This is a genomic window from Acidovorax sp. KPB24-07 (genome assembly GCF_057543315.1).
Window position 1 is genome coordinate 1 of sequence record NZ_BAAJYS010000089.1, and the last position, 13,622, is coordinate 13,622.

At 67.0% G+C, this 13,622-nt stretch carries 12 protein-coding genes; 5 read left to right on the forward strand and 7 right to left on the reverse strand.

The window, feature by feature from the left end; genetic code table 11:
* On the forward strand, window positions 1-352 hold a 352-nt coding region (locus AC27IQ_RS11745; protein WP_487089577.1), incomplete at its 5' end, for a laccase domain-containing protein.
* On the opposite strand, the gene AC27IQ_RS11750 is transcribed toward AC27IQ_RS11745, so the two are convergent.
* Window positions 260-607 carry a hypothetical protein gene (locus AC27IQ_RS11750; protein ID WP_487089578.1) on the reverse strand — a complete coding sequence of 116 codons (348 nt, stop codon included), beginning with the start codon at window positions 605-607 and terminating at the stop codon, window positions 260-262. The genes AC27IQ_RS11745 and AC27IQ_RS11750 overlap by 93 nt on opposite strands.
* Before the next feature lie 133 nt (window positions 608-740).
* Here AC27IQ_RS11750 and AC27IQ_RS11755 point away from each other — a divergent pair, with 133 nt between their 5' ends.
* From AC27IQ_RS11755 to phbB, 3 genes are all read left to right on the forward strand, one after another.
* Window positions 741-2,465 carry a PHA/PHB synthase family protein gene (locus AC27IQ_RS11755; protein ID WP_487089579.1) on the forward strand — a complete coding sequence of 575 codons (1,725 nt, stop codon included), beginning with the start codon at window positions 741-743 and terminating at the stop codon, window positions 2,463-2,465.
* Window positions 2,466-2,574: 109 nt separating this feature from the next.
* A complete protein-coding gene (locus AC27IQ_RS11760) occupies window positions 2,575-3,756 on the forward strand; it encodes an acetyl-CoA C-acetyltransferase (protein ID WP_487089580.1) in 1,182 nt (393 codons plus the stop codon).
* A gap of 218 nt (window positions 3,757-3,974) precedes the next feature.
* Window positions 3,975-4,712: an acetoacetyl-CoA reductase gene (phbB, locus tag AC27IQ_RS11765; RefSeq protein WP_284404332.1), complete on the forward strand. Its 738-nt coding sequence runs from the start codon at window positions 3,975-3,977 to the stop codon at window positions 4,710-4,712.
* A 411-nt stretch (window positions 4,713-5,123) separates the two neighbouring features.
* Here phbB and AC27IQ_RS11770 read toward each other — a convergent pair whose 3' ends face one another.
* The 6 genes from AC27IQ_RS11770 to dapC form a co-directional block, all read right to left on the reverse strand.
* A complete protein-coding gene (locus AC27IQ_RS11770) occupies window positions 5,124-7,166 on the reverse strand; it encodes an ABC-F family ATP-binding cassette domain-containing protein (protein WP_284431154.1) in 2,043 nt (680 codons plus the stop codon).
* Window positions 7,167-7,309: 143 nt separating this feature from the next.
* Window positions 7,310-8,251, reverse strand: coding sequence for a 50S ribosomal protein L3 N(5)-glutamine methyltransferase (gene prmB / locus AC27IQ_RS11775; RefSeq protein WP_487089581.1), 942 nt, complete (start codon window positions 8,249-8,251; stop codon window positions 7,310-7,312).
* Complete coding sequence (gene dapE / locus AC27IQ_RS11780) at window positions 8,248-9,423, reverse strand: succinyl-diaminopimelate desuccinylase (protein WP_317355350.1); 1,176 nt, start codon at window positions 9,421-9,423, stop codon at window positions 8,248-8,250. The genes prmB and dapE overlap by 4 nt, the downstream gene beginning before the upstream one ends.
* A 40-nt stretch (window positions 9,424-9,463) precedes the next feature.
* Complete coding sequence (locus AC27IQ_RS11785) at window positions 9,464-10,624, reverse strand: PilT/PilU family type 4a pilus ATPase (RefSeq protein WP_284431151.1); 1,161 nt, start codon at window positions 10,622-10,624, stop codon at window positions 9,464-9,466.
* A gap of 88 nt (window positions 10,625-10,712) precedes the next feature.
* Complete coding sequence (dapD, locus tag AC27IQ_RS11790) at window positions 10,713-11,537, reverse strand: 2,3,4,5-tetrahydropyridine-2,6-dicarboxylate N-succinyltransferase (RefSeq protein ID WP_272569511.1); 825 nt, start codon at window positions 11,535-11,537, stop codon at window positions 10,713-10,715.
* 8 nt (window positions 11,538-11,545) lie between these two features.
* Window positions 11,546-12,748 carry a succinyldiaminopimelate transaminase gene (gene dapC / locus AC27IQ_RS11795; protein ID WP_487089582.1) on the reverse strand — a complete coding sequence of 401 codons (1,203 nt, stop codon included), beginning with the start codon at window positions 12,746-12,748 and terminating at the stop codon, window positions 11,546-11,548.
* 212 nt (window positions 12,749-12,960) lie between these two features.
* Here dapC and AC27IQ_RS11800 point away from each other — a divergent pair.
* On the forward strand, window positions 12,961-13,622 hold a 662-nt coding region (locus AC27IQ_RS11800), incomplete at its 3' end, for a methyl-accepting chemotaxis protein (protein ID WP_487089583.1).

Sequence of the window (13,622 nt, forward strand, 5' to 3'; positions counted from 1 at the left end):
CTCCCGGGCCGACTCCCGGGCTGATTGCATCGCCTGGCTGGGCCCCTGCATCGGCCCGACGGCGTTCGAAGTGGGCCCGGAAGTGCGCGCCGCGTTCTGCGACGCCCTGCCTGCGGCCGACCGGCATTTCAGCCCGCAGGGCGGAGGCAAATACCTCGCCGATCTGGCCGGCCTGGCGCGGCAGCGGCTGCAATCCCTGGGCGTGGACCGCGTCCACGGCAATGACGGCAGCGCCGCGTGGTGCACCGTGTGCCAGCCGTCACGGTTCTTTTCGCACCGGTACGGCAGCGCCTTCGGTGGCAGCGGGCGCTTCGCCGCCTGCATCTGGCTCGACCGCGCCGTCGGCGGCTGATGTCGGCGCTGGCGTGGGGGCGGGCGTCTGCCCTGCGGCTGCCGCCTGCGCGGCCTCGCGCTCGGCCAGCTGCCGCGCATGGATCGCGCGTTTGCGGCCCGGCGTGCCCAGGATGTACACCACGATCGACATGGGCAGCAGCCCGTAGAGGGCGAAGGTGATGAGGGCGCCAAGCACCGTGCCGTTCGGGGCCATGGCTTCGGCCACCGCCATCAGCAGCGTGACATACAGCCATCCAATGACAACGAGATACATGTGAGGGCCTGGGTTGGAAGGCAGTTGGTGAAAAAAGGCAAGCGGCGTTGCCACGGTGCTCGCCGCTCGGCAACAATGGCCGCAATGGTCCGCCCCTGACGCGGCCATGCATATTCTTGTGGAGGAGACGAACATGGCGGATTCTGAAGCACCCTGGGGAGCGGACCCCCAGGCATTCCAGCAGTTCCAGCAAATGCTGGGCAAGGGCTGGACCCAGGCGATGCAGGCTTTCCAGCAGGCCGCCCCGGCGGGCGCTGCCGGCGCCTTCGCCAAGGCGCCTGCTGCTTCGGTGCAGTTCGCCCCCGAAAAGCTCGCGGCCCTGCAGCAGCAGTATGTGAAGGAGGCCACCGCGCTGTGGACGCAGGGGGCGCAGGCCAATGCCAGCGCGGACCGCCGTTTCAGCGGCGAGGCCTGGGCCCAGAACCCCGTGGCCGCCTTCTCGGCGGCGGCCTACCTGCTCAACGCGCGCACCCTCATGGGCCTGGTCGATGCGGTCGAAGCCGATGCCAAGACCCGCGCGCGCATCCGGTTCGGCGTGGAGCAATGGATGGCCGCCATGGCGCCCAGCAACTTCCTCGCCTTCAATGCCGAGGCCCAGAAGAAAGCCATCGAAACGCAAGGCGAGAGCATCGCCAAGGGCGTGGCCAACCTACTGCACGACCTGCGCCAGGGCCACGTCTCGATGACCGACGAAAGCCTGTTCGAAGTCGGCCGCAACGTGGCCACCACCGAGGGGGCGGTCGTGTTCGAAAACGCGCTGTTCCAGCTCATCGAATACAAGCCGCTCACGGACAAGGTGCACGAGCGGCCCTTCCTCATGGTGCCGCCGTGCATCAACAAGTTCTATATCCTCGACCTGCAGCCCGAGAACTCGCTGATCCGCCATGCGGTGAGCGAGGGGCACCGCACCTTCGTCGTGAGCTGGCGCAATCCGGACGATTCGCTGGCCCATCAAACCTGGGACGACTATGTGCAACAGGGCGCGCTGGCCGCCATCGGCACGGTGCAGGACATCACCGGCGCGGCGCAGATCAACGCCCTGGGTTTCTGCGTGGGCGGCACCATCCTGAGCAATGCGCTGGCCGTGCTGGCCGCGCGCGGCGAAGAGCCGGTGGCGAGCGCCACCTTCCTCACCACGCTCATCGACTTTTCCAACACCGGCATCCTGGACGTGTTCATCGACGAGGCGTTCGTGCAGTTCCGCGAGCTGCAGATGGGGAAGGGCGGCATGATGAAGGGGCAGGACCTGGCCTCCACGTTCAGCTTCCTGCGGCCCAACGATCTGGTGTGGAACTACGTGGTGGGCAACTACCTCAAGGGCGAGACGCCGCCGCCGTTCGACCTGCTCTACTGGAACAGCGACAGCACCAATCTGCCCGGGCCCTTCTATGCCTGGTACCTGCGCAACTTCTACCTCGAGAACAACCTGGTGCGGCCCGGCCGGCTCACGGTGTGCGGCGAGGCCATCGACCTGAACCTCGTGGATCTGCCGGTGTACATCTACGGCTCGCGCGAAGACCACATCGTGCCCATCGACGCGGCGTATGCCTCCACCCAGGTGCTGCCGGGCAAGAAGCGCTTCGCGATGGGCGCGTCCGGCCACATCGCCGGCGTGATCAACCCGCCCGCCAAGAAAAAGCGCAGCCACTGGCTGCGCGAGGACGGCCAGTTGCCCGGCACGCTCGACGAATGGCTCAAGGGCGCCACCGAGCACCCTGGCAGCTGGTGGACCGACTGGTCGCGCTGGCTCAAGGGCCATGCGGGCAAGCTGGTCGCGGCGCCCAAGGCCTATGGCCGCGGCACGCGTTTCAAGGCCACCGAACCGGCGCCGGGGCGCTACGTCAAGCAAAAAGCCTGACGCCGCAGTGTGTGTGCCGTGCGGCTGACACAATCGGCCGCACGGGCGCGCCGCGGCCCGCAGGGCTCCCCGATTTCAAGATTCCCGTTTCTGCACAAAAAGGACTGATATGGAAGACATCGTCATCGTTTCCGCCGTTCGCACGGCCGTGGGCAAGTTCGGCGGCGCGCTCGCCAAGACCCCCGCCACCGAACTGGGCGCCATCGTCATCAAGGAGGCCCTGGCCCGCGCCAAGGTGCCGCTGGACCAGGTCGGTGAAGTCATCATGGGCCAGGTGCTGACGGCCGGCGTCGGCCAGAACCCCGCGCGCCAGGCCATGATGAAGGCCGGCGTGGCCAAGGAAACCCCCGCCCTCACCATCAACGCCGTCTGCGGCTCGGGCCTGAAGGCCGTCATGCTGGCCGCCCAGGCCATCGCCACGGGCGACAGCGAGATCGTGGTGGCCGGCGGCCAGGAGAACATGAGCCTGTCGCCCCACGTGCTCAATGGCTCGCGCGAAGGCCAGCGCATGGGCGACTGGAAGATGACCGACACCATGATCGTCGACGGCCTGTGGGACGTGTACAACCAGTACCACATGGGCATCACCGCCGAGAACGTGGCCAAGGAACATGGCATCACCCGCGAGCAGCAGGACGCGCTGGCCCTGGGCAGCCAGCAGAAGGCCGCCGCGGCACAGGACGCCGGCAAGTTCGCCGATGAGATCGTGACCGTCAGCCTGGCGCAGAAGAAGGGCGACCCCGTGCTCTTCAACGCCGACGAATACCTCAACCGCAAGACCAATGCGCAAGCCCTGTCGGGCCTGCGCCCGGCCTTCGACAAGGCCGGCTCCGTCACCGCGGGCAATGCGTCGGGCCTGAACGACGGCGCCGCCGCCGTGGTCATGATGAGCGCCAAGAAGGCCGCCGAACTGGGCCTGGAGCCCCTGGCACGCATCGTGTCCTACGGCACCAGCGGCCTGGATCCCGCCACGATGGGCATGGGCCCGGTGTCGGCGACCCGCAAGGCGCTGAAGCGCGCCGGCTGGACCGCGGACGACGTGGACCTGTTCGAGCTGAACGAGGCCTTCGCCGCCCAGGCCTGCGCGGTGAACCAGGCTTTGGGCCTGGATGCCGCCAAGGTGAACGTGAACGGCGGCGCCATCGCCATCGGCCACCCCATCGGAGCGTCCGGCTGCCGCGTGCTCGTCACACTGCTGCACGAGATGAAGCGCCGCGGCGCCAAGAAGGGCGTGGCCGCCCTGTGCATCGGCGGCGGCATGGGCGTGTCGCTGGCGGTCGAGCGGGCCTGAGCGGCGCGCGGTGCTTCGACCACCGCGCTGCTGCATCAAGCCAAAAGCCGCACTTCGGTGCGGCTTTTTTTTGCCTGCGGCGTGGCTGCTGCGGTTCTGATAGCACGCGGGGCCCGCACGGCTTTGTCAAAATTTGTGTGGCTCGGTGTTTTCCTCAGCGGCCGGGCGTGGAATCTTGGTTAGAGTGCTCGCGTGAATCGTTGATAAGGAGAACTCACATGAACCAGAAAGTAGCGTATGTCACAGGGGGCATGGGTGGCATCGGAACGGCCATCTGCCAGCGTTTGCACAAGGATGGTTTCAAGGTCATCGCGGGCTGCGGGCCCACGCGCGACCACGCCAAATGGCTGGCCGAGCAAAAGGCGCTGGGCTATACCTTCTATGCCTCGGTGGGCAATGTCGGCGACTGGGATTCCACCGTGGAGGCCTTCACGGCCACCAAAGCCGATCACGGCACCATCGACGTGCTGGTGAACAACGCGGGCATCACGCGCGACCGCATGTTCCTCAAGATGTCGCGCGAAGACTGGGATGCGGTCATCGAAACCAACCTCAACAGCATGTTCAACGTGACCAAACAGGTCGTGGGCGACATGGTGGAAAAGGGCTGGGGCCGCATCATCAACATCAGCAGCGTGAACGGCGAGAAGGGCCAGGCCGGCCAGACCAACTATTCCGCCGCCAAGGCCGGCATGCACGGCTTTTCGATGGCGCTGGCGCAGGAACTGGCGACCAAGGGCGTGACGGTGAACACCGTGAGCCCGGGCTACATCGGCACCGACATGGTGAAAGCCATCCGTCCCGACGTGCTGGAAAAGATCGTGGCCACGGTTCCGGTCAAACGCCTGGGCGAACCGAGCGAGATCGCATCGATCATCGCCTGGCTCGCCTCGGAAGAGGGCGGCTACGCCACGGGGGCCGATTTCTCGGTCAACGGCGGGCTGCACATGGGCTGAACGGCGGATGCCGTTTTTCGCGGCACCCGTCAAGGCAACAAAAACCCCGCCGAGGCGGGGTTTTTTCAATTTGGGGGGGAGGAAATGGGGGAGAAGGGAAGGAGGCGCTGGCGGAGGCTGTGGTGTCGAAGTGACCTGAGCCTTCTGGGCCGAAGCGCCAGCCCTTAGAGGCGGGCCGGTGCGCGCTTGCGGTCGCGTTCGTCTTCGGGCCAGGCGGACATGATAGCGGTGGTAGTCATACGGTTATCTCCTGTGATGGATGAACAACGCCCCGCCCGGAAGGCCCGTTGACAGAAGAATGCAAAAAAACGCAACCAGTTGGCGGCAATTTTTTTGCTCCTAAAAACGTAGCTAATCAATGAGGCCCCCTTTGCCACTAAACCTGAATTCAGTGGCAATGGTTACATGGTTTTACGCTTCGCCGGCTTGAGATTCGAGGGTTTCCACCTCAGATGAAATTTCCAGCCAGCGCTCTTCGAGCTGGTCGGTTTCATCGGCACAGGCTTTCAGCCTACGCCCGTTTTCCGCGATTTCGGCCGGCGGCAGGGGCTGGGTCAGGCGTTCCTCGATCTCGGCTTTCTCGGCGGTAAGCGCGGCCAAGCGTTGGTTGACCTTCTCCAGCTCGCGCTTCAAGGGCCGGGTTTTCTCGGCCAGCTGCTGCCGGGCCTGGGCACCCAGCTTGCGTTGCTCCCGCGCATCGCGCGCCACGGGCGCAGCGGCCACTGGCGCGGGCGTCACCGAAGGCGCAGGGGCAACGGGCGCTGCCACCGGCGCGGCGGTCACCACCGCCACGGGTGCCGACGAAGCCGCGGACTCGGCCGCCTTGGCCTGCTCGCGCAGGCGTTTGGATTCTTCCAGCAGGTAGCGCTGGTAATCGTCCAGATCGCCGTCGAACGGGCCGACCACGCCGCGTCCCACCAGCCAGAATTCATCGCACACCGCCCGCAGCAATGCCCGGTCATGGCTGACCAGCATCACGGTGCCTTCGAACTCGTTGAGCGCCATGGACAGCGCCTCGCGGGTGGCCAGGTCCAGGTGGTTGGTAGGCTCGTCCAGCAGCAGCAGGTTGGGGCGCTGCCAGACGATCATCGCCAGCACCAGGCGGGCCTTTTCGCCACCGCTCATCGTGCCGACCGATTGCTTGACCATGTCGCCGGAGAAATTGAAGCTGCCCAGGTAGCTGCGCAGGTCCTGCTCGCGGCTGGGCTCGCGGGCGTTGGGGCCCAGTTCCTTCGCCAGGCGGATCATGTGCTCGAGCGGATTGTCGGAAGGCCGCAGCACGTCCAGTTCCTGCTGCGCGAAATAGCCGATGGACAAGCCCTTGCCCTCGGTGACCGAGCCGGCCAGCGGCTTCATTTCGCGCGCGATGGTTTTGACCAGCGTGGACTTGCCCTGGCCGTTCGCGCCCAGGATGCCGATGCGCTGGCCTGCCAGCACGGAGCGGCTCACATGCCGCAGGATGGTCGTCGGCTCGCCTTCCTCGGGCGTGTACCCGAACGACGCGTCGCTGATCGCCAGCATGGGGTTGGGCAGGTTGACCGGCTCCTTGAATTCAAAAGTGAACTCCGCCTCGGCCAGCAGGGGCGCGATCTTTTCCATGCGCTCCAGCGCCTTGACGCGGCTTTGTGCCTGCTTGGCCTTGCTGGCCTTGGCCTTGAAGCGGTCGATGAACTTCTGCAGGTGGGCGATCTTGTCCTGCTGCTTGGCGAACGAGGCCTGCTGCAGCTCGATCTGCTGGGCACGCAGTTCCTCGAAGCGGCTGTAGTTGCCGCCGTAGCGGTTCAGTTGGGCGTTCTCGATCTGCAACGTGACGTTGGTGATGGCATCGAGGAATTCGCGGTCATGGCTGATGACGATCAGCGTGCCGGCATAGCGCTTGAGCCACGCTTCCAGCCACACCAGAGCGTCCAGGTCCAAGTGGTTGGTGGGTTCATCGAGCAGCAGCAGGTCGCTGGGGCTCATCAGCGCCCGCGCCAACTGCAGGCGCATGCGCCAGCCGCCGGAGAAGCTGTTCACGGGGTGTTCCAGCTCGGACACGCGGAACCCCAGGCCCAGGATCAGCGCCTGGGCGCGCGGCACGGCGTCATGGTCGCCCGCATCGGCCAGGTCGGAATAGGCATGCGCGATGGCCATGCCGTCCTCGTCCTGCTCGGCCTGGACCAAGGCCTGGCGCAGTTCGGCCAGTCGCGTGTCGCCGTTGAGCACGAATTCGGTGGCCGATTCCGAGGTCTCCGGCATGTTCTGCGCGACCTGGGCCATGCGCCACTGCGGTGGAATGAAGAAGTCGCCGCCATCCTCGTGCAGCGTGCGGTTGAGCAGTGCGAAGAGGCTGGATTTGCCCGCGCCGTTGCGCCCGACCAGGCCCACGTTCTCTCCGGGGTTGATGGTGACGGAGACGCGGTCGAGCAGGACCTTGGCGCTGCGGCGCAAGGTGACGTTTTTGAGTGTGATCATCGATAAGAACCAGCAAAGGCGTTCAAAAAACGCCCGAAGAAAAAACGGGGGGCTGGATGGCAAGCACCAGCCCGGCGCGCGCCGCAAACGGCGGCCCGCGCGAAGGGTGCAGGCGCCTGGGCGCCCCGGTCGGCAGTGCGAAATCAGGTCGGGTGTGCCACCAGTGCCTCGCGGGTGATCAGCAGCACCTGGTCCTCGCCAGCGCTCGTGTCGAGCCAGAACACAGGCAGGTCCGGAAAGGCGGCTTCGAAATGGCTGCGCTCGTTGCCGATCTCCAGCACCAGCACGCCGTCTTCGCTCATGCAGCCGGGCGCCTGCGCCAGCAGGCCGCGCACGAAGTCCATGCCATCCAGGCCACCGGCCAGGGCCAGTGCGGGCTCGGCAAGGTACTCCTGGGGCAGCGCCGCCATGCTCTTTGCATTCACGTAGGGGGGATTGCAGAGGATCAGGTCCCACGGGCCCGGCACAGCGTCCAGCCCGTCGGACTGTTGCAAGGCCACGCGCTCTTGCAGGCCGTGCTTGTCCACATTGATGCGGGCCACGGCCAGCGCGTCAGGCGAGATGTCGGCCCCGGTGACCTGCACGTCCAGATAGACCATGGCCGCCAGGATGGCCAGGCTGCCGTTGCCGGTGCACAGGTCCAGCACGGCCCGCGTCTGCTCGCCCAAAAATCCGTCGATGCCGCCGTCCAGTGGCGGATTCACCAGCAGTTCGGCGATGAAGCTGCGCGGCACGATGGCCCGCTCGTCCACGTAGAACGGAACGCCCTGCAGCCACGCTTCGCGCGTCAGGTAGGCCGCGGGTTTGCGGGTGGCGATGCGCTCTTCGAACAGCGCGGCCACGCGGGCTTGATCGGCCGCAGCCACGGTGCGGGCGGAGACGGGCTCCAGGCCATCGTCCAGCGGCTCGTCCAGGGCAATGCCCAGGCGCCACAGCACCAGCCACACAGCCTCGTCGCGCGCATTGGCGGTGCCGTGACCGAAGGCCACGCCCGAGGCCTCCAGCCGCGCGGTGCCGGAGGCGATCAGGGCGCCGACCGTGTCGCCATGCACCTGGGCCCCGGTGGTTTGCGCCGCTTCGCTCATGCGCCCGCCTGTGCGTTCAGATGCTCGAGCGTGCGGCGGTAGATGTTCTTCAGCGGCTCGATGTCGGCCACGACCACGTGCTCGTCGATCTTGTGGATGGTGGCGTTGGGTGGGCCCAGTTCGATCACCTGCGGGCAGATCTGCGCGATGAAGCGCCCATCACTGGTGCCGCCGGTGGTGGACAGCTCGGTGTCCAGGCCCGTTTCATCCAGCACCGCCTGCTGCACGGCCCGCACCAGTTCGCCGGGCTCCGTGAGAAAGGGCTGCCCGCCCAAGGTCCAGGACAGGCCGTATTCGAGGCCGTGGCGGTCCAGCAGCGCATGCACGCGCTGCTTCAGGCCCTCGGCCGTCGATTCGGTGGAAAAGCGGAAGTTGAAGTCGATCACCACCGCACCCGGGATGACGTTGGTCGCGCCCGTGCCGCCGTGCATGTTGCTGATCTGCCAGCTGGTGGGCGGAAAGAAGGCGTTGCCCTCGTCCCAGCGGATGGCGGCCAGTTCGGCCAGCGCCGGGAGGGCCTGGTGGATGGGGTTGCGCGCCAGTTGCGGGTAGGCGATGTGGCCCTGCACGCCCCGCACGGTGAGCCGCCCGCTGAGTGTGCCGCGGCGGCCGTTCTTGATCATGTCGCCGGTCTTCTCGACTGAAGTGGGTTCACCCACGATGCAGTAATGCAGCGCCTCGCCACGCTCGCGGAGCCGATCGACCACCACCTTGGTGCCGTCCACCGAGGGGCCTTCTTCGTCGCTGGTGAGCAGGAACGCGATCTGCAGGCCCGGCTGGGGCGTGGCTGCCAGGAACTCTTCCACGGCGACGACGAAGGCGGCGATCGAGGTCTTCATGTCGCTCGCGCCGCGCCCATAGAGCTTGCCGCCGCGGTGCATGGGCGTGAAGGGATCGCTGCCCCATTGCTCGACGGGGCCGGTCGGCACCACATCGGTGTGGCCGGCGAATACTATGGTTTTGATAGCGTCATGCCCTAGTGCTGATTGCGCTGCGGGCCGTTTTGCCCACAGGTTGCTGACGCGGAAATCGTCCGGTCCGCTGTCCATGCGTTCGCAGTCGAAGCCGAGCGGCCGAAGGCGGTCGGCCAGCAGCTCCAGGCAGCCCGCGTCGTTCGGGGTGATGGAGGGGCGGGCAATGAGCTGTTCGGCCAAGTGCAGGGTTCGGGACATCGTGTGGGCAGGCGGTTCGGGCGAAGGAGGGCGGGGCAGGTCAGGACGGCTTGACGTCCAGCACGATCTCGGTGAAGGACGGCTGGTCTTCCTCTTCCCGCGCGGCCTCGCTCTGGGCTTTGGCGTTCTTGGAAGCCAGGGAGAAATCGTTCTGCAGCCGCCACATCAGGTTGGTGGGCGAGTCGGCATAGGCCATGCCTTCCTTGCGATCGATGCGGCCTTCGAGGATGAGCTGGGCCAGCGCCTCCTCGAACGTCTGAGAGCCTTCGGCCATGGACTTTTCCATGGCTTCGCGCACGCCCGAGAAGTCGCCCTTCTCGATCAGGTCGCCCACCAGCTTGGTGTTGAGCATGACCTCGACGGCGGGCACGCGGTCGCCGGCCGGGGTGCGCACCAGGCGCTGCGACACGATGGCCTTGAGCGCCGAGCCCAGGTCGCCCAGCATGGTGGGGCGCACCTCGACGGGGTAGAAGCTCAAAATCCGGTTGAGCGCGTGGTAGCTGTTGTTGCCGTGCAGGGTGGCCAGGCACAGGTGCCCCGACTGCGCATAGGCGATGGCTGCGGACATGGTCTCGCGGTCGCGGATTTCGCCGATCAGGATCACGTCGGGCGCCTGGCGCAGGGCGTTTTTCAGGGCGGTCTGCAGCGACTGCGTGTCGGCGCCGATCTCGCGCTGGTTCACGATCGACTTCTTGTTGCGGAACTGGTATTCCACCGGGTCTTCCACGGTCAGGATGTGGCCGGTGAGTTGCTCGTTGCGGCTGTCGATCATCGAGGCGAGCGTGGTGCTCTTGCCCGAGCCCGTGGCGCCGACGACCAGCAGCAGACCGCGCTTTTCCAGGATGAGGTCGCTCAGCACCGGCGGCAGGTTCAGCGAGGCCAGCGGCGGAATGTGCTGCGCGATGAAGCGGATCACCACCGCGTAGCTGCCGCGCTGGCGCATGGCGCTCACGCGAAAGCGCCCGACGCCGGTGAGCGGCACGCCCATGTTGAGTTCACCGGTTTCCTCCAGCTCCTCGATGCGGTCGGGCGAGACGATCTCGGCCAGCAGGTTCTTCGGCGCGTCGGCCGGAAGCACCTGGCTGTTGATCGGCACGCACTCGCCGTTGATCTTGATCAGCGCCGGCGCGTTGGCCGACAGGTACACGTCCGACGCCCGCTTTTCGGCCATCAGTCGAAGAATCCGTTCCATCGTGCTCATGGGGATTGCTCTTTCGTTCGTCGGGGTGCGGGTCGCGGGTGGACGGGCGGATCGGATCCGGGGCGGTGCGGTGCGGCGTGCGGTGCTGTCAGTCGCGCAGCAGGTCGTTCAGGCTGGTGGTGGAGCGGGTCTTGGCATCCACCTTCTTGACGATGATGGCGGCGTACATGCTGTAGCGGCCATTGTCTTTGGGCAGGTTGCCGCTCACCACGACCGAGCCGGCCGGCACGCGGCCGAAGCTGGTCTCGCCGGTGGCGCGGTCGTAGATGGGGGTGCTCTGACCGATGTACACGCCCATCGAGATGACCGAGTTCTCTTCCACGATCACGCCTTCGACGATTTCCGAGCGCGCGCCGATGAAGCAGTTGTCCTCGATGATGGTCGGGTTGGCCTGCAGCGGCTCCAGCACGCCGCCCAGCCCCACGCCGCCGGACAGGTGGACGTTCTTGCCCACCTGGGCGCAGCTGCCCACGGTGGCCCAGGTATCGACCATGGTGCCTTCGTCCACGTAGGCGCCGATGTTCACGTAGCTGGGCATCAGGATGGCGCCCTTGGCGATGTAGCTGCCGCGGCGCGCCACGGCGGGGGGCACCACGCGCACGCCGGTGGCGGCCATTTCCTGGGCCGACAGGTGGCCGAACTTCGTGGGCACCTTGTCGTAGAAGCCCAGCTCGCCGGCCTTCATGATTTCGTTGTCCTTGAGGCGGAACGACAGCAGCACGGCCTTCTTGATCCACTGGTGCACCGTCCACTGCCCGACGCCTTCGCGCGTGGCCACGCGCAGCTTGCCGTTGTTCAGCTCGGCGATCACGTGTTCCACGGCATCCTGCACCTCCTTGGGGGCCGCGGCGGGCGAGAGGCTGGCGCGGTTGTCCCAGGCGTTGTCGATGAGGGTCTGAAGTTGTTGGGTCATGGGTCGGTTCAGGGATGGGATTGGATGAATTGCACGATGCGCTGGGCTGCCTCCACGCATTCTTCGGCTTCGGCCACCAGGGCCATGCGGATGCGTTGCGCGCCGGGGTTGACGCCGCCGGCCTCGCGGGCGAGGTAGCTGCCGGGCAGCACCGTCACATTGTATTGAGCGAGCAGTTCGCGGGCGAACTGCGCATCGGTCAGGCCCAGGGCGTCGGGCACGCGGGCCCAGAGGTAAAAGCCCGCGTCGGGCAGCGCCACGTCCATCACGCGGGCCAGCAGCGGCGTGACGTCTTCGAACTTGCGGCGGTAGAGCGCGCGGTTCTCGTCCACGTGCTGCTCGTCGTTCCAGGCCGCGATGCTCGCGCCCTGCACGGCCGGGCCCATGGCGCTGCCATGGTAGGTGCGGTAGAGCAGGAAGGCCTGGATCAGCCGGGCATCGCCCGCCACGAAGCCGCTGCGCAAGCCGGGCACGTTGCTGCGCTTGGACAGGCTGGTGAAGGCGACCAGGTTGCGGAAATCGGCGCGGCCGAGCTGGGCCGCGGCCTCCAGCCCGCCCAGCGGCGGCTCGCCCTGGAAGTAGATCTCGCTGTAGCACTCGTCCGAGGCGATGACGAAGCCGTGGCGGTCGCTCAGCTCGAAGAGCTTTTGCCATTCGGCCAGCGGCATGACCGCGCCTGTCGGATTGCCCGGGGAACACACGAAGAGCAGCTGCGTGTTCTGCCAGACGCCCTCGGGCACGCTGTCCCAGTCCACGGCGAAGTTGCGGGCCGGGTCGCTGGGCGCGTAGTAGGGCGTGGCGCCTGACAGCAGCGCCGCGCCTTCGTAGATTTGATAGAAGGGATTGGGGCAAACCACCGTTGCGCCCGCGCGCGTTGGGTCGATGATGGTCTGCGCGAAGGCGAATAGCGCCTCGCGCGATCCGTTGACGGGCAGCACCTGGGTGGCGGCGTCCACCGCCAGGCCGTAGCGCCGCTGCATCCAGTCGGCGCAGGCCTGGCGAAGTCGCGGCTCGCCGGCCGTGGCGGGGTAGCTGGCCAGGCCCGACAGGCTTTGGGTGAGCGCTTCCTTGATGAAGGCAGGCGTGGGGTGGCGGGGTTCCCCCATGCCGAGGCTGATGGCGCGGTACGACGCGGGGGGCGTGACCCCCGCGAAGAGCTGTCGCAGCCGCTCGAAGGGGTAGGGCTGCAGGTGGGAGAGCAGGGGGTTCATGGGCCGCCATTATGGTGGATGGAGCGCGGCCTTCCGCCGGGTACGCGCCCACCCGCAATGGCCCTGGGAAGGTGTTGGCGGGGCGGTGGAGACGGGCCGGCGCGCGCCGTGTTCGCCGCCGGTGGCACGGTTTCGGGTTCGGCGCGCGTCAATCGCGCGTAAGTCGCAGCCTTTAGCATTCGCGCACTAAAAGCGCTTGGGGAGACATCGGAATGGGTTCATTTTCGCCAATGGGGCCGGGCGTGCGGCTGATGCGCCGCCTGGCGCTGCCCGCCAAGATGGCGCTGCTGTCGGGCACCGCGTTGGCTTCGATGCTGGCCTTGGCGCTGGCCACGCAGGGCCGCTGGTGGTGGTTCGCTGCCGGAAGCGGTCTGGTCGCCTACCTGACGGCGGCGATGCACCGCGGCATGGCGGACGACCTCGCGGTGCTGGCCCATGCCATGGACAGCGCGGCGCGCGGCGACCTGGGCGCGCGGCCGCGCATTGCGGGGCAGGACGAAATGGCCCGACTGGGTGGCCTGCTGGAGCGCATGGTGCTCATGCTGTCGTCGATGGTGGCCGACATCCGCAGCAATGCCGCGCTGGTCGCCCACGCCGGCGAAAGCCTGGCCGCGGACAACCGGGCGCTGGCCGAGCGCACCGAGCAGCAGGCCGCCAATCTGGAGCAGACCGCCGCGGGCGTCGAACAACTGTCCTCCACAGTGCAGCAGAACGCCGAAACCGCCCGCTCGGCGGACCAGCAGGCGGCCCAGGTACGCACCTCGGCCGATGCGGGCGCGCAGGCAATGGGCCGGGCGGTGCAGTCGGTCGAGGCCATCCAGCAGGGTGCCAGTCGCATGGCCGAGATCACGGCGGTGATCGACGGCATCGCCTT

Bases quoted from the DNA above. Each gene is read 5' to 3' on its own strand.
- AC27IQ_RS11755 (WP_487089579.1), top strand. From the start codon at position 741: ATGGCGGATTCTGAAGCACCCTGGGGAGCGGACCCCCAGGCATTCCAG.
- dapD (WP_272569511.1), bottom strand. From the start codon at position 11,537: ATGACCCAACAACTTCAGACCCTCATCGACAACGCCTGGGACAACCGC.
- AC27IQ_RS11750 (WP_487089578.1), bottom strand. From the start codon at position 607: ATGTATCTCGTTGTCATTGGATGGCTGTATGTCACGCTGCTGATGGCG.
- dapE (WP_317355350.1), bottom strand. From the start codon at position 9,423: ATGTCCCGAACCCTGCACTTGGCCGAACAGCTCATTGCCCGCCCCTCC.
- phbB (WP_284404332.1), top strand. From the start codon at position 3,975: ATGAACCAGAAAGTAGCGTATGTCACAGGGGGCATGGGTGGCATCGGA.
- AC27IQ_RS11760 (WP_487089580.1), top strand. From the start codon at position 2,575: ATGGAAGACATCGTCATCGTTTCCGCCGTTCGCACGGCCGTGGGCAAG.
- prmB (WP_487089581.1), bottom strand. From the start codon at position 8,251: ATGAGCGAAGCGGCGCAAACCACCGGGGCCCAGGTGCATGGCGACACG.
- AC27IQ_RS11785 (WP_284431151.1), bottom strand. From the start codon at position 10,624: ATGAGCACGATGGAACGGATTCTTCGACTGATGGCCGAAAAGCGGGCG.
- dapC (WP_487089582.1), bottom strand. From the start codon at position 12,748: ATGAACCCCCTGCTCTCCCACCTGCAGCCCTACCCCTTCGAGCGGCTG.
- AC27IQ_RS11770 (WP_284431154.1), bottom strand. From the start codon at position 7,166: ATGATCACACTCAAAAACGTCACCTTGCGCCGCAGCGCCAAGGTCCTG.